21 protein-coding genes and 1 tRNA gene are annotated in these 18,472 nt (G+C 72.8%); 11 read left to right on the top strand and 11 right to left on the bottom strand.

Annotated elements, in window-relative coordinates; all coding sequences use genetic code 11:
- The first annotated feature begins 11 nt into the window (after window positions 1-11).
- The 4 genes from ACTJK8_RS08020 to ACTJK8_RS08005 all read left to right on the top strand — a co-directional run bounded on the left by ACTJK8_RS08020 (window position 12) and on the right by ACTJK8_RS08005 (window position 1,884).
- Complete coding sequence (locus ACTJK8_RS08020) at window positions 12-1,205, top strand: FAD-dependent monooxygenase (RefSeq protein ID WP_024831056.1); 1,194 nt, start codon at window positions 12-14, stop codon at window positions 1,203-1,205.
- Window positions 1,206-1,238: 33 nt separating this feature from the next.
- Window positions 1,239-1,325: transfer RNA gene (locus ACTJK8_RS08015), tRNA-Leu, on the top strand.
- A gap of 43 nt (window positions 1,326-1,368) precedes the next feature.
- A complete protein-coding gene (locus ACTJK8_RS08010; protein ID WP_012317596.1) occupies window positions 1,369-1,533 on the top strand; it encodes a hypothetical protein in 165 nt (54 codons plus the stop codon).
- A gap of 102 nt (window positions 1,534-1,635) precedes the next feature.
- Window positions 1,636-1,884, top strand: a complete 249-nt coding sequence (locus ACTJK8_RS08005; protein WP_012317597.1) for a hypothetical protein — start codon at window positions 1,636-1,638, stop codon at window positions 1,882-1,884.
- Here ACTJK8_RS08005 and ACTJK8_RS08000 read toward each other — a convergent pair.
- The 4 genes from ACTJK8_RS08000 to ACTJK8_RS07985 all read right to left on the bottom strand — a co-directional run bounded on the left by ACTJK8_RS08000 (window position 1,874) and on the right by ACTJK8_RS07985 (window position 4,182).
- Window positions 1,874-2,572, bottom strand: a complete 699-nt coding sequence (locus ACTJK8_RS08000; RefSeq protein WP_012317598.1) for a YoaK family protein — start codon at window positions 2,570-2,572, stop codon at window positions 1,874-1,876. The two genes, ACTJK8_RS08005 and ACTJK8_RS08000, sit on opposite strands and share 11 nt — an antisense overlap.
- Before the next feature lie 111 nt (window positions 2,573-2,683).
- Window positions 2,684-3,055, bottom strand: coding sequence for a hypothetical protein (locus tag ACTJK8_RS07995; RefSeq protein ID WP_024831055.1), 372 nt, complete (start codon window positions 3,053-3,055; stop codon window positions 2,684-2,686).
- 107 nt (window positions 3,056-3,162) lie between these two features.
- A complete protein-coding gene (locus tag ACTJK8_RS07990; protein WP_012317600.1) occupies window positions 3,163-3,396 on the bottom strand; it encodes a hypothetical protein in 234 nt (77 codons plus the stop codon).
- Between the two features lie 150 nt (window positions 3,397-3,546).
- Window positions 3,547-4,182: a carboxymuconolactone decarboxylase family protein gene (locus tag ACTJK8_RS07985; RefSeq protein ID WP_053620242.1), complete on the bottom strand. Its 636-nt coding sequence runs from the start codon at window positions 4,180-4,182 to the stop codon at window positions 3,547-3,549.
- A 184-nt stretch (window positions 4,183-4,366) separates the two neighbouring features.
- Between ACTJK8_RS07985 and hrpB the strand changes: the two genes are divergently transcribed.
- The 7 genes from hrpB (at window position 4,367) to ACTJK8_RS07950 (ending at window position 11,442) form a co-directional block, all read left to right on the top strand.
- Entirely contained in the window at window positions 4,367-6,832 is a 2,466-nt protein-coding gene (hrpB, locus tag ACTJK8_RS07980; protein ID WP_440761769.1) for an ATP-dependent helicase HrpB, read from the top strand.
- 41 nt (window positions 6,833-6,873) lie between these two features.
- Entirely contained in the window at window positions 6,874-7,299 is a 426-nt protein-coding gene (locus tag ACTJK8_RS07975) for a PaaI family thioesterase (protein ID WP_012317603.1), read from the top strand.
- 74 nt (window positions 7,300-7,373) lie between these two features.
- Complete coding sequence (locus ACTJK8_RS07970) at window positions 7,374-8,597, top strand: SMP-30/gluconolactonase/LRE family protein (RefSeq protein ID WP_440761768.1); 1,224 nt, start codon at window positions 7,374-7,376, stop codon at window positions 8,595-8,597.
- A gap of 90 nt (window positions 8,598-8,687) precedes the next feature.
- Window positions 8,688-9,272: a DUF1285 domain-containing protein gene (locus ACTJK8_RS07965; protein WP_012317605.1), complete on the top strand. Its 585-nt coding sequence runs from the start codon at window positions 8,688-8,690 to the stop codon at window positions 9,270-9,272.
- Complete coding sequence (locus tag ACTJK8_RS07960) at window positions 9,269-9,940, top strand: CoA pyrophosphatase (RefSeq protein ID WP_059408440.1); 672 nt, start codon at window positions 9,269-9,271, stop codon at window positions 9,938-9,940. The genes ACTJK8_RS07965 and ACTJK8_RS07960 overlap by 4 nt, the downstream gene beginning before the upstream one ends.
- A 9-nt stretch (window positions 9,941-9,949) precedes the next feature.
- Complete coding sequence (locus ACTJK8_RS07955) at window positions 9,950-10,207, top strand: DUF6111 family protein (protein ID WP_012317607.1); 258 nt, start codon at window positions 9,950-9,952, stop codon at window positions 10,205-10,207.
- Window positions 10,204-11,442: a CCA tRNA nucleotidyltransferase gene (locus ACTJK8_RS07950; protein WP_059408439.1), complete on the top strand. Its 1,239-nt coding sequence runs from the start codon at window positions 10,204-10,206 to the stop codon at window positions 11,440-11,442. Before ACTJK8_RS07955 ends, ACTJK8_RS07950 begins: the two co-directional genes overlap by 4 nt.
- A gap of 6 nt (window positions 11,443-11,448) precedes the next feature.
- Here ACTJK8_RS07950 and ACTJK8_RS07945 read toward each other — a convergent pair whose 3' ends face one another.
- The 7 genes from ACTJK8_RS07945 to ACTJK8_RS07915 all read right to left on the bottom strand — a co-directional run bounded on the left by ACTJK8_RS07945 (window position 11,449) and on the right by ACTJK8_RS07915 (window position 18,342).
- On the bottom strand, window positions 11,449-11,850 hold the full coding sequence (locus ACTJK8_RS07945; RefSeq protein WP_012317609.1) for a F0F1 ATP synthase subunit epsilon: 402 nt from the start codon (window positions 11,848-11,850) through the stop codon (window positions 11,449-11,451).
- Between the two features lie 141 nt (window positions 11,851-11,991).
- Window positions 11,992-13,446: a F0F1 ATP synthase subunit beta gene (gene atpD, locus ACTJK8_RS07940; RefSeq protein WP_012317610.1), complete on the bottom strand. Its 1,455-nt coding sequence runs from the start codon at window positions 13,444-13,446 to the stop codon at window positions 11,992-11,994.
- Window positions 13,447-13,488: 42 nt separating this feature from the next.
- Entirely contained in the window at window positions 13,489-14,379 is an 891-nt protein-coding gene (locus ACTJK8_RS07935; protein ID WP_012317611.1) for a F0F1 ATP synthase subunit gamma, read from the bottom strand.
- A gap of 134 nt (window positions 14,380-14,513) precedes the next feature.
- A complete protein-coding gene (gene atpA, locus ACTJK8_RS07930) occupies window positions 14,514-16,046 on the bottom strand; it encodes a F0F1 ATP synthase subunit alpha (protein ID WP_012317612.1) in 1,533 nt (510 codons plus the stop codon).
- A gap of 54 nt (window positions 16,047-16,100) precedes the next feature.
- A complete protein-coding gene (locus tag ACTJK8_RS07925; RefSeq protein WP_012317613.1) occupies window positions 16,101-16,673 on the bottom strand; it encodes a F0F1 ATP synthase subunit delta in 573 nt (190 codons plus the stop codon).
- A 216-nt stretch (window positions 16,674-16,889) separates the two neighbouring features.
- Entirely contained in the window at window positions 16,890-17,588 is a 699-nt protein-coding gene (locus tag ACTJK8_RS07920) for a DsbA family protein (protein WP_440761767.1), read from the bottom strand.
- 127 nt (window positions 17,589-17,715) lie between these two features.
- Window positions 17,716-18,342 carry a 2-hydroxychromene-2-carboxylate isomerase gene (locus ACTJK8_RS07915; protein ID WP_012317615.1) on the bottom strand — a complete coding sequence of 209 codons (627 nt, stop codon included), beginning with the start codon at window positions 18,340-18,342 and terminating at the stop codon, window positions 17,716-17,718.
- Window positions 18,343-18,472: the final 130 nt, after the last annotated feature.

Below are 18,472 nucleotides of genomic sequence, written 5' to 3'. Positions count from 1 at the left end.
CGCCGCCGACCGTGCCCTCTGGCAGTCCATCTCTGCGGATCGGGATCGTCGGGGCCGGGATCGGCGGCCTGACGGCGGCGCTGGCTCTGTCGGATGCCGGCCACGCCGTCACGGTGATCGAGCGCCGGACCGGCTTCAGCGAGGTCGGGGCCGGGATCCAGATCTCGCCCAACGCGAGCCGGATCCTGGCCGGGCTCGGGCTCTCGGCGGCCCTGCGTCGGGCGGCGAGCGAGCCGCCCGCCGTCGAGGTGCGCGCCCTCGACAGCGGCCGCCGCATCGGCGGCGTGGCGCTCGGCGCGCAGGCGCTGAGCCGGTTCGGCGCGCCCTACTACGTGATCCACCGCGCCGACCTGCAGACGCTGCTGCTCGACGCGCTCCGGAGTCGCTCGACGATCCGCCTGCTGATGGGCCGCACCGTCACGGCCGTGTCCCGGACGGCCTCGGAGGCCGTCCTCACCGTCGAGGGCGCGAGCGGGGCCCAGCCGGCCGCCTTCGACCTCGTGATCGGCGCGGACGGGCTGCGGTCGCGCCTGCGCGCGCATCTCGATCCGGCCCCGCTCCGGCCCGGACAGGCCGCGGCGTGGCGGGCGCTGATCCCCATGGAGGCGGCCCCGCAGGCGCTGCGCGGTGCCGCCACCGGCCTGTGGCTCGGCCGCGGCCGGCACGTGGTGCATTACCCGGTGCGGGACGGGCAGTTCCTCAACGTGGTGGCGGTCGTGCCCGAAGCTGTGGGCGACGAGGGCTGGGGCCGGCTCGGCGAGCCGGCCGTGCTGCGCGGGCATCTGCGCGGCTGCGCCGCGTCGCTGCGCGACCTCCTGAGCCTGCCGGATTCCTGGCTGGTCTGGTCGCTCGCCGACCGGGCCGTGGCGCGCCCGCTCGCCCGCGACCGGCTCGCGCTGATCGGCGATGCCGCCCACCCGGTGCTGCCCTACCTGGCGCAGGGAGCGGCCCTGGCGATCGAGGACGCCGCGGTCCTGACCCGTGCCCTCGCGGACCACGCCGACGTGCCGGCCGCGCTCGTGGCGTTCTCGGGCGCGCGGACCGCCCGGGTGCGGCGGGTCCAGAAGGCGGCGCGGAGCAACGGCCGGACTTACCACGCCGGCGGCGTGGTGGCGTTCGTGCGCAACGCCGTGATGGCCCGCCTCGGCCCGGACGGCATGCGGGACCGCTACGCGTGGCTGTACGGCTGGACGCCCCCCGCTTGATCGGACCCGCCGCCCCCGCTACCGAGGGCGCATGCGGACGTGGCGGAACCGGTAGACGCACGAGACTTAAAATCTTGCGGCCGCAAGGCCGTGCGGGTTCGAGTCCCGCCGTCCGCACCAGCACGCATCGCGACGCCGGACCGGGGCTCCGGAGGGGAATGGCGTGGTCTACGTGCTCATCATCATGCTGGCCGGCTCGGGCTCGGCGATCGGGTCCGTGGAGTTCAACACCCGGCAGGCCTGCGAGGCCGCCGCGAAGCAGATCGCGGACGCCGAACGGCCCTATGGCGGCGCCTCCCCGGTCACCGTGTGCGCGCCGAAGGGGTGAGCGCCGGGCGGTCCGGAATGCGCGGGATCGGTCGCATTCGAGCGATCGCCGAAACCGGCTCTTCGCGCCTCCCTGCCAGGGTCAGGCCCGGGAGATTCCGGCATGATCGACGCCCTTCAGACCGCCGCGACCGGCATGACCCGGGCCACCGATCGGCTCGGGAAGGCCGCCGAGACCATCGCGGCGAGCGGCGCGCCCGTCGGCGACGCGGGCCTGCCGCCGGCCGCGCAGGTGGACCTGTCGGGGGCCGCGCTGGACCTGATCGGGTCGCGGTCGGCCTTCGCGCTGAACGCCGCGGTGGCGCGCTCCGCCGACCGCATGATGGGTCAGCTCCTCGACGTCACCGCCTGAGGGCGGGGAGGGCGAGACCGGCCAGGATCGCGGCCGCCGCGAAGAGCAGCGTCACGCCGACGAGGCGGTAGGCCACGACCCCCACCACGCCGCCCGCCAGGAAGGCGCCCACGGTCGAGAGGTACAGCCGCAGCCGCACCGGATCGTGGGCCTTCAGCGGGTCGGCGCCCGGCGCGCCGCGATCGAGCCAGCGCGCGAGCTCGATGCCGATATCGGTGATCATGCCGGTCACGTGCGTGGTCCGGACCCGCGACTCGGAGATCTTGGTCACGGCCGCGTTCTGGAGACCGAGGACGAAGCTCAGGCCGAGCACGAGGGCGTGGCTCCGTGCCGGCTCGTGGAGCGGCAGCACGAGCAGGCCGACGGCGACGAGGAGGATCGCCTCCGCGCAGACTCCGTAGGCGTAGGCGCCCGGACGGCGCCCGCGGCGGCGGCGGCGGATCAGCAGCGTCGCGGTGGCGGCGCCGAGGACGAACAGGATGACGAGCAGGCCCGCCTGCAGGGCCAGCAGCAGGTCGCCCGTGCCGGTCCGGTCGGAGATGGCCGAGACGTTCCCGGTCATGTTCGAGGCGTAGAGGCCCACCGCGTAGAAGCCGGCGGTGTTCAACGCGCCGGCCACCCCGGCGAGGGAGAGGGCGAGCGCCCTGTCGGCCTCCGGGGTGCGCGTCTCGCCTTCGTGGACCAGCATGGACCCGTCGATGACCCGTCGGTGGGTGCGGACCGCCGGATTCGGCCGGCGCCGCCACCGTCTTAAGCCACGAGCCCGGGCCCCGTCACGGCGCCCGGCGCAACCCCCGGCTCACCAGCCGCGATAGCCGTAGCCACCCTCGTATTCGCCGCGCCAGTGGCGGGCCGGGCCGTAGCCGACCGGGACCCGCTCGTAGGTCACGGTCCGGCGGGTGGCGTAGACCGGCGCCTCCTCCTCGTAGACGCGGTAGACCGGGGCCGGCCGCACGACCACGGGGGCCGGGGCGTAGCCGTAATCCGCGTCGCCGTAACCGTAGCCGGGCGCCGCGTGGGCCTGGGTCGCGGCGCCGATCAGGGCGCCGGCCGCGAGGCCGCCGATGATGCCGGCCGCGATGGCGCCGCCGCCGCGGGCCTCGGCGGCGGTGGAGGCCAGGGTGCCCGCGCCGATCAGCGCGGCGGCCGAGAGCAGAGCGATGCGTGTCATGACCTGTCTCCGGTGGGTGCGGGGAGCGCCTGCGGCGCCCCGGATCACACGAGGGACAATGCCGCGCCCGCGCTGCACCGAAGCTGAAGCCGGCCTGCAGCCACGGTTCAGCTTGTCGGCCCGGCCTCCGGATCGGGGGCGGTCCGGACGTAGCCGCGGGAGATCAGGCGGCTGCGCTCGCGCGTGCGCCGCTCCGCCTCCATCAGGTCGGACAGGGCGTCGGCGATCGCGCAGCGCAGGGCGATCCCGGCATCGCCGCCCGCGAAGCCGAGATAGGCGGAGCTGATCGCCTCGACGGGGCATACGTGATCGTCGCGCTGGGCCAGGACCTGGGTCAGCATCGGGTTCTCCTTCGTCGCATCCAGGAACGAAAAGAGAACAAGCCATAAGGGTTAACGTTCCGTCAACGGCGGCCGGGCCGGCCGCGCTCGACCGGCCAAACCCTGTGGACAACGCCGTTTCCGGTGCCGGGCAGCTGTGGATAAGCCGGCTCACTCGGGCATGCGCGGCAGCGGCTTGCCGTCGGCGGGAATCGGGTAGCGGGCCGCGTTCAGCTCCATCGCCAGGAACGTGTAGTAGCCCGAGATCGCCGCCAGATCGACGACGCCGGGCTTGCCGAACCGGGCCTCGGCGCGCGCGAAGGTCGCGTCGGAGACGCGCCTCGTGTCCTGGAGCTCGGCGGTGAAATCGTACACGAGGGTCTCGTCGTCGCTCATCTTCGCCGGCCGGCGGCCGTCGCGGATCGCCGCGATGATGTCGGCGGAGATGCCGGCCTTCTCGGCGATCGGCGCGTGGACGTACCACTCGTAGTCCTGCGTCCAGCGGCGGGCGGTCATCAGGATCACCAGCTCCGAGAGCGTAGTGCCGATCTTCGGCTTGAAGCGGAGATAGTCGCCCATCGACCGGGCGAGCGTCATCACCTCCGGCGAGTACATGAGCGGCTCGAACGGCCCGAAGGGCGGCTTGCCGCGTGCCTGCGCGAAGGCCTCGGCCGCCTGCTTCTGCTCGGGCGTGTAGTCCTGGGGCGGGATGGTCGGCAGCCGGTCCTGCGCCCGCGCCGCGCCGGTCGCCAGCGGCAGGGCCAGGGAGAGGGCGGCCAGGGTCAGCGCGCGGCGGCGGAGGGTCATCGTTTCGCTCCCGTCGGATCTGTGCAGTCGCGCCGCACGATCGCGGCGGCGCCGCGCAGTTGCCAGAGCTCGGGACGGGGAGCCCGTGTCGAATCGTGCCCGGCGTCACGGGACGCCGGACGCGGCGCCGACCCGGGTTCGCGCCGGTTGCGCTCGGCGCCGCGCCGCGCCATCAGCGGCCGCGATGGCCGGTTCCGTACCCGTGCTGCCGATCGAGGCGGCGCTCCCCGATCTGCGCCGCGCGCTCGCCGCGCGGAACGCCGCCGTCCTGGTGGCGCCCCCGGGCGCCGGCAAGACAACCCGCGTGCCCCTCGACCTCCTGGCGGCGCCCTGGCTCGACGGGCGCAAGATCATCCTGCTGGAGCCGCGCCGCCTCGCGGCCCGGGCCGCCGCCGCGCGGATGGCCCAGACGCTGGGCGAGCCGGTCGGCGGCACGGTCGGCCTGCGCGTCCGCCTCGGCTCGAAGATCTCGGGCCGCACGCGGATCGAGGTCGTCACCGAGGGCGTCTTCACCCGGATGATCCTGGACGATCCGGAGCTGTCCGGAATCGGCGCCGTCCTGTTCGACGAGTTCCACGAGCGTTCCCTCGACGCCGATCTCGGCCTCGCGCTGGCGCTCGACGCGCAGGGCGGCCTGCGGGAGGACCTGCGGATCCTCGTCATGTCGGCGACCCTCGACGGCGCCCGGGTCGCGCGGCTGATGGGCGACGCCCCGGTGGTTGCCTCCGAGGGCCGCGCCTTCCCGGTGGAGACCCGGTACGTGGAGCGCGACCCGAACCGTCGGGTCGAGGACTCGGTTGCCGAGGTCACCTTGCGCGCCCTGCGGGCGGATCCGGGCTCGATCCTGGTGTTCCTGCCCGGACAGGCGGAGATCCGCCGGACCACCGACCTGCTGGCCGAGACGGTCGGGCCCGACGTGCAGCTCGCGCCGCTCTACGGCGCGCTGACGCCCGCCGAGCAGGACCGCGCCGTCGCGCCGGCATCCGCCGGCACGCGGAAGGTCGTCCTCGCGACCAGCATCGCCGAGACCTCCCTGACCATCGAGGGCGTCCGGATCGTGGTCGATTCGGGGCTGGCGCGGGTCCCGGTCTACGAGCCGGGCCTCGGCCTGACCCGTCTGGTCACGGCCCGCGCCTCTCGCGCTTCCGTGGACCAGCGCCGGGGCCGTGCCGGACGCACCGAGCCCGGCCTCTGCTGGCGGCTCTGGTCCGAGGCCGGCACGAACGCCCTGGAGCCGTTCACGCGGCCCGAGATCCTGTCGGCCGACCTCGCCGGGCTGCTCCTCGACTGCGCCGCCTGGGGCGTGACCGACCCCGGCGCGCTCGCCTTCCTCGACCCGCCCCCGGCGCCCGCCCTGGCGGAGGCCCGCGCCCTGCTGAGCGAGCTGGGCGCGCTCGACGCCGACGGCCGCCTGACGCCGGTCGGCGCGCGGCTGCGGGCGCTGCCGCTGCCGCCGCGGCTCGCCCGGATGGTGACGGTGGCGGCCGGCACCGGTCAGGCCCGGGCCGCCGCCGACCTCGCCGCCGTGCTGGTGGAGCGGGGCCTCGGGGGCGACGGGGTCGACCTCGACGAGCGGGTCGAGCGGTTCCGCCGCGACCGGGGCGGGCGCGCCGCCGACATGCGCCGGCTCGCCGAGAGCTGGTCCCGGATCGCCGGGGCGGGAGGTCCCGCGAGCCCGGACGCCGGCGCCTCCGGCGCCGGGCCGCTCCTGGCGCTCGCCTATCCGGACCGCGTGGCCCGGGCGCGCGGCCGCGAGGGCGAGTTCGTGATGGCGAGCGGCCGGGCCGGGCGCCTCGACCCGGCGAGCCCGCTCGCCCGCGAGACCCATCTGGTGATCGCCGACCTCGCCGGATCGGCCGGGAACGCCCGGATCCTCGCCGCGGCGGCGATCGGCGCCGAGGCGATCGAACGGCTGTTCGCCGACCGGATCGAGTCGCGCACCGAGATCGCCTTCGATCCGCCGGCAGCCGCCCTGAGGGCGCGGGCGGTCCGGCGGCTCGGCGCGGTCAGTCTCGGATCACGGCCGCTGCCGGTGCCGTCAGACATGGACAGCGCCGCGATTCTGGCGCGCGGCATCGCCGATCTCGGGATCGACCGGCTTCCGTGGACGCCGGCCCTGGCGCAGTGGCGAGCCCGGGTGAACTTCCTCCACGCCGCCGAGGGCGCTGCGTGGCCCGACCTGTCGGACCAGGCGCTGGCCCGGGCGGCGGAGACGTGGCTGGCGCCGTCCCTCGTGGGTCGCGCCGGCCTGGCGTCGGTCACGGCGGGCGATCTGGCGGACGCTCTCCAGACGCTGCTGCCCTGGGACCTGCGCGCCCGGCTCGACGCGGAGGCGCCGACCCATGTCGAGGTGCCGACCGGCTCGCGCATCCCCGTGGATTACACGGCCGAGGAACCGGCGCTGGCGGTCCGGGTGCAGGAGCTGTTCGGCCTCGACCGGCACCCGCGGGCCGGTGGCCGGCCGCTGGTCCTGCACCTGCTGTCGCCGGCGCAGCGGCCGATCCAGATCACCCGGGACCTGCCGGGCTTCTGGCGCGGTTCCTGGGCGGCGGTGCGGTCCGAGATGCGCGGGCGCTACCCGCGCCATCCCTGGCCGGAGAATCCGCTCAGCGAGGCGCCGACCCGGCGGGCCAAGCCCCGGGGAACCTGACATCCGCCCACCGAAACCTCGACACGAACGGACCCGACGCGATGACTACGGATAAGGATGCCTACGATCCCGCCGCCGAGGGCTGGGCGCTGGTGGAGGACAAGGGCTTCATCGCCCATGTCGGGCCGCTGCACGTCCGCGGCGCGGACGGCGCCTACGCGTTCCGGGCCGATCAGAAGCACGCCAACCTGATCGGCGTGGTCCACGGCGGCATGCTGATGAGCTTCGCCGACCGGGCTCTCGGCGAGACCGCGATGCGCGCCGCCGAAGGCGCCAACTGCGTGACGATCCAGCTGGAGATGAAGTTCATCGATGTCGGCCGCCTCGGCGACTGGATCGAGATCCGGCCGCAGGTCGTCAAGCGCACGGGCTCCCTCGTGTTCATGCGCGGCGACGTCCGCGACGGCACCCGTCTCCTCGCCTCGGCGGACGGCGTCTGGAAGATCCTGCGGCGCCGGCCGAGTTGACCGGCTCAGGACAGGTGTCCTAGCCTGTCGGCGCGCGTCGCGGCCCGTTGCAGGATGCGCGGTTGGAGGATCGTATGCGACCGTCGCGGACCGATGCATCCGGGATCGCGGCCGAGCGCGGCCGTGTCCCGCCCTCCCGGCGCACGGTCCTCGCGGCCCTGGGAACACTCGCCGTCACGGCCGGCGACGCGGCGGCGCAGCCCGCGCCGCCCAGCACGGTGACGAGCCCGCCGCGCGACTTCCGCCCGGGAGCGCCGCCGACCACCTACTTCACCGATCCGGACATCGTCACGGTCGACCCGGCCTTCGAGCCCTACATCGTGTCGAACAGCGCCATCCGCCGGCTCTGGACCGGCGCCCTCTGGGCGGAGGGACCGGCCTGGAACGCCGTCGGCCGCTACCTCGTCTGGAGCGACATCCCGAACAACCGACAGATGCGCTGGCTGGAGGAGGACGGGCACGTCTCGACCTTCCGCATGCCGAGCAACAATTCCAACGGCAACAGCTTCGATCGCCAGGGGCGGCAGCTCACCTGCGAGCACGCCACCGGGCGCGTCGTCCGCTACGAGCTCGACGGCTCGGCGACGGTGCTGGCCGATTCGTTCGAGGGGAAGCCGCTCAACTCCCCCAACGACGTGGTCCAGCACCCGGACGGCGCGTACTGGTTCTCCGATCCGCCCTACGGCGCGCTCCTCTACGAGGGCCTCCCCGACGCGGCGGGCGGTCCGAGCAACCCGCACGGCCATCTCGATCCGCGGCTCGGCCAGCCGGCCGGGACCGGCCCGCGGCGCCGCGTGCTGCCGAACGCGGTCTACCGGATCGACCCGTCCGGGCGGGTCGACCGGGTTCTCACCGACGACGAGGTGCCCGACCCCAACGGCCTGTGCTTCTCGCCCGATCACCGGACGCTCTACGTCTGCTCCACCGGGAAGGGGCCCGGCGATACCGGACCCGGCGGCAAGGGCGAGATCTACGCCTTCGACGTCGGGACCGGGGCGGCGCTGTCGAACAAGCGCCTGTTCTCGGACTGCGTCGTGGACGGGGTGAAATGCGGGCCCGACGGCCTGCGGGCCGACGTAGACGGCAATCTCTGGGTGTCGAGCAACGCCGGTCGTGCCGTGGGCTACAACGGCGTCACCGTCTGGACACCGCGGGGCAAGCTCATCGGGCGGATCCGCCTGCCGGAAGTGTGCGGGAATCTCACCTTCGGCGGTCCCAAGCGCAACCGCCTGTTCATGGCGGCGAGCCAGTCGCTCTACGCCGTGACGGTGAACACCCAGGGTGCCGGTCCGGCCTAGGATCCCGCCCCTGCGATCCGGCAAGGGAGCGGCGCCGATCCTCCGATCGGCCATGGCTGAGCGGGCATCGGGACGCTATCTGTCACGGGCATGAGCGAGGATCCCGCCCCCGACCCGACCTTGAGCCGCCTCAGCGCGGCCCTGGGGGAGTTGCCGAAGCGCGGACTGCCGCCGGTGGAGCGGTGGGACCCGCCCTATTGCGGCGCCATCGACATCCGCATCGCGGCGGACGGGACGTGGTTCCACAACGGCTCGCCGATCCGCCGGGACAAGCTGGTCAGGCTGTTCGCCAGCATCCTGCGGCGCGAGCCGGACGGCCGGACCGTCCTGGTCACGCCGGTGGAGAGCGTCGGCATCACCGTGGACGACGCGGCCTTCGTGGCCGTCGAGATGGCGGTGGACGGGAGCGGGGCGGAGCGGCGCGTCTCCTTCCGGACCAACGTCGACGATCTGGTCAGCGTCGATGCCGAGCACGCCCTTCGCTTCGAGGCGGCACCGGACGGGGCGCTGAAGCCCTACCTCCATGTCCGCCGCGGGCTCTGGGCGCTCGTGACCCGGGCGCTCACCTACGACCTCGTGGATCTCGCCGAGGAGCGCGTCGTCGACGGGAAGCCCTGGCTCGGCCTGTGGGCCGGCGGCGCCTTCCACACGATCGCGCCGGTCGCCGCCGCGTGAGCGACCCGCTCGCCGATTTCCTCGCCCGCGCCGCCGCCGGCCTGTCGCCGGATCCGCCCGGGCCGGACGATCCGACCTCCAATCCGCGGGGCGACCACAGCCTCGATCCGGACGGGACGGCCGTGATCCCGCCGCCGCCGCACCGCCGGGCCGCCGTCCTCGTGCCGGTCGTGCCGCGCGCGGACGGTCCGACCCTGATCCTGACGATGCGGGCCGCCAACCTGCGCGACCATTCCGGGCAGGTGGCGCTGCCGGGGGGCAAGATCGATCCCTCCGATCCCGGGCCCGCGGACGCGGCCCTGCGCGAGGCCTTCGAGGAGATCGGGCTGCCGCCCGAGGCGGTGCGGCTGCTCGGCTATCTCGACCCGTACCTCTCGGGCACCGGCTTCCTCGTGACCCCGGTCATCGGCTTGGTCGATCCCGGCGCGGTCCTGACGCCGAACCCGAACGAGGTGGCCGACGTCTTCGAGGTGCCGCTCCCGTTCCTCTTGGACCCGGAACGCTACCGCCTGCGCTCCCGCGCGTGGCAGGGCCGCGAGCGCTGGTTCTACGCCCTGACCTTCGGCGAGCGGCTGATCTGGGGCGTCACCGCCGGAATCCTGAATAATCTGCGCGAACGGCTCTACCCGGAGGCCGGGCCGGGCGACGCCGGGCGCCCGGCGCGTTAGGCTGGCCCCATGCTCCGCCGCGTCCTCGAAGAGTTCGGCCTCTTCCTCGTCCCCTTCGCGCTGTTCCTGGTCTACCTGCTGCTGTCCGGCCGCAATCCCCTGCGGCGGGTCCACTGGGACGCCCACCTGTTCCGCCTCGTCCTGGCCGGGCTGGCGGTGGTGATCGGCACCCTCGTCTACGAGGGGCTGTTCTCCGAACGCCGCCAGGGGGGCTACGTGCCGACCCACATGGAGAACGGCCGCCTCGTGCCCGGCGGCTTCCGGTGAGCCGCGCCCTCGATCCGGCGGGCCTGAGCGCGCTGCTCGAACGCCCGGGGGTGCGCCGCGTCCTCGCCGCCCTGGACGCGCCGGGCGCGGAGACCCGGCTGGTCGGCGGCTGCGTCCGCGACGCGCTCCTCGGCGCGCAGACCGCCGACATCGACATGGCGACCACGCACCGGCCCGAGGCGGTGATGCGGGCGGCGCAGCGGGCGCACGGCCTCAAGGCGGTGCCGACCGGCATCGAGCACGGCACGGTCACCCTGGTGACCGAGGAGGGGCCGATCGAGGTCACGACTCTGCGCGAGGACGTCGAGACCGACGGGCGGCACGCGGTCGTCCGCTTCGGCACCGACTTCCTGCGCGACGCCGAGCGCCGGGACTTCACCGTCAACGCGCTCTCCCTCGGCGCCGACGGGAGCCTGCACGACCCGGTGGGCGGCCGCCCCGACCTCGCGGCCGGGCGGGTGCGCTTCATCGGTGACCCGGCGACACGGATCCGCGAGGACGCCCTGCGGATCCTGCGCTTCTTCCGCTTCCATGCCCGGTTCGGTGCCGGCGCGCCCGACGCCGCGGCCCTGGCTGCCTGCGTGGCCGCGCGGGACAGCCTCGACCGGCTCTCGCGCGAGCGCGTGCGCGCGGAGTTCCTGAAGCTGCTGGCGGCCCCCGGCGGCCCGGCCCTGGTGACGACGCTGAGCGCGACCGGCCTGCTGGCGCGGATCACCGGCGGCGTCGGGGAACTCGGGCGGCTCGCGCGCGCCGCCGGGGCGGGCCTGCCCCCGGTGAAGCGCCTCGCGGCTCTCGCCGTCGGCGCCCGGCACGACGCCGACCGGCTGCGCGAGCGGCTGCGTCTCTCGAAGAGCGAGCACGGACACCTCCTCGGCTACGCCGAGGTGCTGGCCGATCTCCACGGATGCGCGGTGCTGGACGCGGTCGCGGCGCGGGCCCTGGCGGCGCGGCACGGGCTGTCGTGCCTGGCCGATACGCTGGCGATCCTGGCCGGAGAGCCGCGGCCCGCGGTGACGGAGGCGGCGCGGGCGGCCCTGCGGGCCCTGGAGGGGGAGGGGGCGTCGCCGGCCTTCCCCCTGGCGGGTGCGGATCTGGTGGCGGCCGGGGTGGCGCCAGGCCCCGGCATCGGGCGTGGGCTGGCCGCGGCGCGGAAAGTCTGGCTGGAGCGGGGCTGCCCGACGGACGCCGCCGCGCGGGCCGACCTGCTGGCGCGGGCGCTGGAGAGCGCCCGCTGACCGGGATCAGAGCTTGAGGAGCGCCTTGGTCTCCTGGAGCTGGACGATCTGGCCGTTCAGCTCCTCGCGCTTCTGCAGATCCTCGGTGGCGTCGCGCTGCATCTCGACCGCCTCGATGTCCCGGTCGAGGGATTCGTGGGTCAGCTCCTCGATCGGGGCGGCGCGCTCGGCCAGCACGGTCACGGCCGTCGGCCCGATATCGGCGAAGCCGCCGCGGACGTAGATCCGCTTGCCGCTGCCCTGGCTCTCGGTGATCACGATGACGCCGACGCGCAGGGAGGTCAGCACGGGCGCGTGGCCCGGCATCACGGTCATCTCGCCCTCGGTGCCGGGCAGCTGAACGGCGGTCACCTCGCCGGAATACAGCGTCCGCTCGGGGCCGACGAAATCGAAGTGGAAGGTGGCCATGGCCTGACGTGTTCCCGGATCGGCGGCGCGCGCCCCGCCTCGCGGGCGGAGCGTCTCGGAAAAGGCTGCGCGGACGGCACCGGTCAGGGTCGCCCGCGCAGCCTCTGCCCCCTTCCCGCGCGGGGAAGGGGTGGTGTCGTCTTACGCGGCCTTGAGCTTCTTGGCCTTCTCCTGGGCCTCCTCGATGGTGCCGACCATGTAGAAGGCGGCCTCCGGGAGGTCGTCGTAGTCGCCGTTCACCAGGCCCTTGAAGCCCTTGATGGTGTCTTCCAGCGCCACCTGCTTGCCCGGCGAGCCGGTGAAGACCTCGGCGACGGAGAAGGGCTGCGAGAAGAAGCGCTCGATCTTGCGGGCGCGGGCGACGGTCAGCTTATCCTCCTCGGACAGCTCGTCCATGCCCAGGATCGCGATGATGTCCTGGAGCGCCTTGTAGCGCTGCAGGGTCTGCTGGACGCGGCGGGCGACGTCGTAGTGCTCCTCGCCGAGGATCGCCGGCGACAGCATGCGCGAGGTCGAGTCCAGCGGATCCACCGCCGGGTAGATGCCCTTCTCGGCGATCGAGCGCGACAGCACGGTTGTGGCGTCGAGGTGGGCGAACGAGGCGGCGGGCGCCGGGTCGGTCAGATCGTCGGCCGGCACGTAGATGGCCTGCACCGAGGTGATCGAGCCCTTGGTCGTGGTGGTGATGCGCTCCTGGAGGGCGCCCATGTCGGTGGCGAGGGTCGGCTGGTAGCCCACCGCCGAGGGGATGCGGCCGAGGAGCGCCGACACCTCGGAGCCCGCCTGCGTGAAGCGGAAGATGTTGTCGACGAAGAACAGCACGTCCTGACCGTCGTCGCGGAACTGCTCGGCGATGGTCAGGCCGGTCAGGGCGACGCGGGAGCGGGCGCCGGGCGACTCGTTCATCTGGCCGTAGACCAGGGCGCACTTCGAGCCCTCGGCGGAGCCGTGCTCCTTCGGGTCGACGTTCACCTTGGACTCGATCATCTCGTGGTAGAGGTCGTTGCCCTCGCGGGTGCGCTCACCCACGCCGGCGAAGACCGAGTAGCCCGAGTGCACCTTCGCGATGTTGTTGATCAGCTCCATGATCAGCACGGTCTTGCCGACGCCGGCGCCGCCGAACAGGCCGATCTTGCCGCCCTTCGCGTAGGGGGCGAGCAGGTCCACCACCTTGATGCCGGTGACGAGGATCTGCGCCTCGGTCGACTGCTCGGCGTAGGAGGGGGCCGGCTGGTGGATGGCGCGGTAGGTGGTGGCCTGGACCGGGCCGGCCTCGTCGATCGGCTCGCCGATGACGTTCATGATGCGGCCGAGGGTGTTCATGCCGACGGGAACCTTGATCGGCTCGCCGGTGTCGGTGCACTCCTGGCCGCGGGTCAGGCCCTCCGACGTGTCCATGGCGATGCAGCGGACGGTGTTCTCGCCGAGCTGCTGGGCGACCTCGAGGACGAGGCGGGCGCCGTTGTTCTTGGTCTCCAGGGCGTTCAGGATCTCGGGCAGGTGGCCCTCGAACTGCACGTCGACCACGGGGCCGATGACCTGGGTGATCTTGCCGACCTTGTTGGAGCCGGTGCCGGGGAGTGCGGTGTTCGCCATGGTAAACCTACCCTTCAAGCTGTGCGGTCGGGTCGCGGTGCCTCAGAGGGCTTCCGCGCCCGAGATGATCTCGATGAGTTCCTTGGTGATCATGGCCTGACGGGTCCGGTTGTAGACCAGCGTCTGCTTCTTGATCATCTCGCCCGCGTTGCGGGTGGCCGAGTCCATGGCGCTCATGCGGGCGCCCTGCTCGGAGGCGGCGTTCTCCAGGAGCGCCCGGTAGATCTGAACCGTCAGGTTCTTCGGCAGCAGGGTCTCCAGGATCGCCTCCTCGGACGGCTCGAATTCCAGGGCGGCGTTGCCGGCAGCCGCCTTCGCGGTCGTGTCGGCAGCGGGCAGCTCCGCCGGGATCAGGCGCTGGGCGGTCGGGATCTGCGAGATCACCGAGCGGAACTCGGAGTAGAACAGGGTCGCGACGTCGAACTCGCCGGCCTCGAAGCGCGTCAGGATCTTGTCGGCGATGCTGGCGGCGAACTCGTAATCCACCGGCCGGTTGCCGCGGATATCCATGCTCTCGACGATCTGGTCGCGGTACTGGCGGCGCAGCGCGTCGAGGCCCTTCTTGCCCACCGTCATGATCTTGACGGTCTTGCCCTCGGCGGCGAGCTTCTGAGCGTATTCGCGCACCGCGAGGCGGACGATCGACGAGTTGAACGCGCCGGCGAGGCCGCGGTCACCGGTGCAGACCACCAGCAGGTGCGTCTGCTCCGAGCCGGTGCCGGAGAGAAGCTTCGGGGCGCCGACGCCGCCGACGAGGTTGCCGGCGAGGTTGCCGAGCACCGCGGACATCTTCTCGGCGTAGGGACGGCCGGCCTCGGCGGCCATCTGCGCCCGGCGCAGCTTGGCGGCGGCGACCATCTGCATGGCCTTGGTGATCTTCTGCGTCGCCTTCACCGAGGTGATGCGGTTGCGCAGGTCCTTCAAACTCGCCATCGGGTGAGGTCCAGGTCCGTTCTATGGGCCTCTCCTTCCCTCGGCGGGAAGGAGCCGGAAGTGCGGGCGGTGCAGCGGGGACCGGGATCCCCCCGCACCACCCGAGATCCCTCCCCGCGGGGAGGGGCCTCACATCAGCCGATCGACTTGGCGACGCTCTCGACGACGCTCTTGAGCTTGCCGGCGTTCTCGTCCGACAGGTCCTTGGAGGCGGCGATCGAGTCGAGCAGGTCCTTGTGCTTGGAGCGCAGGGTGCTCAGCAGCGAGTCCTCGAAGGCGCGGACCTTGGTCACCGGGAGCTTGTCCAGGTAGCCGTTCACGCCGGCGTAGATCACCGCGACCTGCTCCTCCATCTTCAGCGGCGAGAACTGCGGCTGCTTGAGGAGCTCGGTGAGGCGGGAGCCGCGGTTCAGCAGCGCCTGAGTCGAGGCGTCGAGATCCGAGCCGAACTGCGCGAAGGCCGCCATCTCGCGGTACTGCGCGAGCTCGCCCTTGATCTTGCCGGCGACCTTCTTCATCGCCTTGGTCTGGGCCGAGGAGCCCACCCGCGACACCGAGAGGCCGACGTTCACCGCCGGGCGCACGCCCTGGTAGAACAGATCGGTCTCGAGGAAGATCTGGCCGTCGGTGATGGAGATCACGTTCGTCGGAATGTAGGCCGAGACGTCGTTGGCCTGGGTCTCGATGACCGGCAGGGCCGTCAGCGAGCCGGCGCCGGCGGCGTCGCCCATCTTGGCGGCGCGCTCCAGCAGGCGGCTGTGGAGGTAGAACACGTCGCCCGGATAGGCCTCGCGGCCCGGCGGGCGGCGCAGCAGGAGCGACATCTGGCGGTAGGCCACGGCCTGCTTGGACAGGTCGTCGTACACGATCACGGCGTGCATGCCGTTGTCGCGGAAGTACTCGCCCATGGCGCAGCCGGCGAAGGGCGCGATGAACTGCATCGGCGCGGCGTCCGACGCGGTGGCGGCGATGACGATGGAGTATTCCAGGGCGCCCTGGTCCTCCAGCACCTTCACGAACTGGGCCACCGTCGAGCGCTTCTGGCCGATGGCGACGTAGATGCAGTAGAGCTTGGCCTTCTCGTCACCGCCGGCGGTGTGGCCCGGCTTCTGGTTGAGGATCGTGTCGAGGGCGATGGCGGTCTTGCCGGTCTGGCGATCGCCGATGATCAGCTCGCGCTGGCCGCGGCCCACCGGGATCAGGGCGTCGATCGCCTTGAGGCCCGTGGCCATCGGCTCGTGCACCGACTTGCGCGGGATGATGCCCGGGGCCTTCACGTCGACGCGGCGACGCTCGGTGGACTGGATCGGTCCCTTGCCGTCGATCGGGTTGCCGAGGGCGTCGACGACGCGGCCGAGGAGCCCCTTGCCGACCGGCACGTCCACGATGGCGCCGGTGCGCTTGACGGTCTGACCTTCCTTGATCTCGCGGTCGGAGCCGAAGATCACGATGCCGACGTTGTCCTGCTCGAGGTTCAGGGCCATGCCGCGCACGCCCGACTCGAACTCGACCATCTCGCCGGCCTGGACGTTGTCGAGGCCGTAGGCGCGGGCGATGCCGTCGCCGACGGACAGGACCTGCCCGACCTCGGAGACCTCGGCCTCTTCGCCGAAGTTCTTGATCTGGTCTTTCAGGATCGCGGAGATCTCGGCGGCGCGGATGTCCATACTCGGGCCTCTGTCGCTGATGCGTCTATGCGTGTTCGGTTCGGATGGGGGCGCTTATCGCGCGGCCCGCATCGCGAGGCGGATACCGTTGAGCTTGGTCTTGAGAGAGGCGTCGACCATGCGCGAGCCCATCTTCACGACGAGGCCGCCGATCAGGCTCGGGTCGACCACGAGGTCGACGTCGACGTCGGCCTTGGCGATGTCGCGCAGCGACGCCTTGATCTCCTCGATCACCGCGTCGGACGGCCTCTCGGCCACGCGCACCTGGGCCCGGACGATGCCCTTCGAGTCCTGGACCAGGGCCCGGAACGCGTCGATCATGTCGGGGAGCGCGAAGAGCCGGCGGTTCGAGGCCGCGAGGCGGATGAAGTTTCCGGCCAGGCCGCCGATCCCGGCCTTGTCGAGCACGGCGCCGATCGCGGCCTCCTGCTCCTCGGCGCTGAAGACCGGGCTGCGGACGAGGCGGCGGAGATCCGCGCTCTCCTTCAGCAGCCCGTCGAATTGATTGAGGGACTCGGCGACCGCGTCGACCTGGCGCTCGTCGCGCGCGAGTTCGAACAGGGCGGAAGCGTACCGGCCCGCCACGCCTGCGACCAGGGGACCAGCCTCGGAACCGTTCTGCGCCACCCGTCGCTCTCTTCTCTGGTTGCCCGCCCGCTCCGCGCGCTCCGGCTGGAGCGCGGTGCGAGACCGTTCGGGACGTGGGATCGCGCCGACAGCGGACAGGTCGAGAACTGTCCTCGTGGCGCGGCGACCGCCTAGCATGCCAGCATGGCCGCGCGCAACACGGCAGGCGCGCGTCGCTGCGCGTCAGGACGGCGGAAGTGTGACGCGGGGAACGCGTCAGCAGGCGAGCCGGTCGCAGCGCCGCACGCTCGCGATCATCTTGGCCATGGCGCCGGCGCCCGGATGGCCGAGGATGCCGCTGTTGCCGAGGACGTAGGACGGCGTCGCGTAGAGGCCGAGATCCGCGGCCATCCGCATCTGGCTCTTGAGCGCCGCGCGCACCTCCTCGCTGTCGGCGATCGCCTCCACTTCTGCCTGCGGGATCCCGAGCGCGGCCGCGGCCGTGAGCGCGCCCGGCCCGTCGATGCGGCCGGGCTTGCCCAGCAGCGTCTGGTAGAAGCGCCACGCCGCCTCGGAGCCGATCTTGCGCTGCACCGCCAGCATCACCTTGGCGGCCTGCGCCGATTGCGGCGACAGGATCGGGTTGTGGACAAGACCGATCCGCAATTCCGGGTCGCTGTCGTGCAGGGCGACCACGTCGGCGGCCGCCTTCCGGCAGTACGGGCAGTTGAAGTCGAAGAACTCGTAGAGCGTGGTGCCGGCATCCCGCGGCCCGACATAGGTCACGCCGCGCAGGCCCGGGATCTGCCCGGTGATCTCGCCCGGCAGGATCGAGTTCGCCACCGCGCGCCCGTCGTCACCGGTGACCGCGACGCGCTGGCCGTAAGATTGCGCGGAGGCGCCGGTCAGGCCGGCCCCGAGGGCGGCGGCCGCGGCGAGGAGGAGGCGTCGCGAGACAGGCTTCGAAACAGGCATGGACTCGTCCGGGGCGTGGCTGTCCCGCTCCGGCCGCGCCGAAGCGGAGCCGGACCAGAACCAGGGGGTCGAGTCGGTTTGATGGCCGAGCGGCGTGAACGTCGCCCTACCGCGTGGCCGGCGCGGCCTAGCGCAGCCCCTTCGGCCGGTCGCCGGTCGCCCAGGCCAGGGCCTGCTCCAGCCGGTCGTTGCCCCAGAACAGCTCGCCGTCGTCGGCCAGGAAGGTCGGCGCCCCGTAGATCCCGCGGGAGCGCGCCTCCTCGACGCTGACCCGGAGCTTGGTCTTGTTGGCCTCGGCGGCGGCGGCGCGCACGGTCTGCGTGCCGTCGAGCCCGAGCGAATCGAGGATCTCCGCCACGGCCGCCGGCTCCGCGATCGAGCGGCCCTCGGCGAAGCTCGCGGTGAAGACCGCCTTCGAGAACGGCACCAGCCACGCCTGGTCCTGGCCGAGGATCGCGACCCGCACCGCGCTGAGGCTGTTCTGTGGAAACTGGGCGGGGCGCGTCACCGGCGGCAGGCCGAGGCGGGCGGCCTCGCGCTCGACGTCGCGCCACATGTTCTTGCCCTTGGCCGCGTAGAGGTTGAACGGCGAGGTGGTCCAGCCCTGCGCGGCGAAGAGCGGCCCGACCAGGAAGGGGCGCCACCGGATCGCCACGTCCGCCTCGGCGGCGGCGGCCTCGACGCGCATGGCCGCGAGGTAGGAGTAGGTGGAGGCGAATTCGTACCAGAACTCCAGAATTGGCTGGCGCGCCATAGACTTCGCTTCTCCGATGCACTCTCGCGGCGATGACGACTGGCAACGCCCGCGCCGTTTCTGACACAGCCGCAAGGCCGCCGTGAGGCGAAACGCGGCCGATCCTCCGGCATTTGGCCTACGCGCGAGA

This window comes from Methylobacterium sp. 22177 (assembly GCF_052045615.1).
In the GTDB taxonomy this organism is placed as follows: domain Bacteria; phylum Pseudomonadota; class Alphaproteobacteria; order Rhizobiales; family Beijerinckiaceae; genus Methylobacterium; species Methylobacterium radiotolerans.
This window is presented reverse-complemented; position numbering and strand designations above follow the sequence as displayed.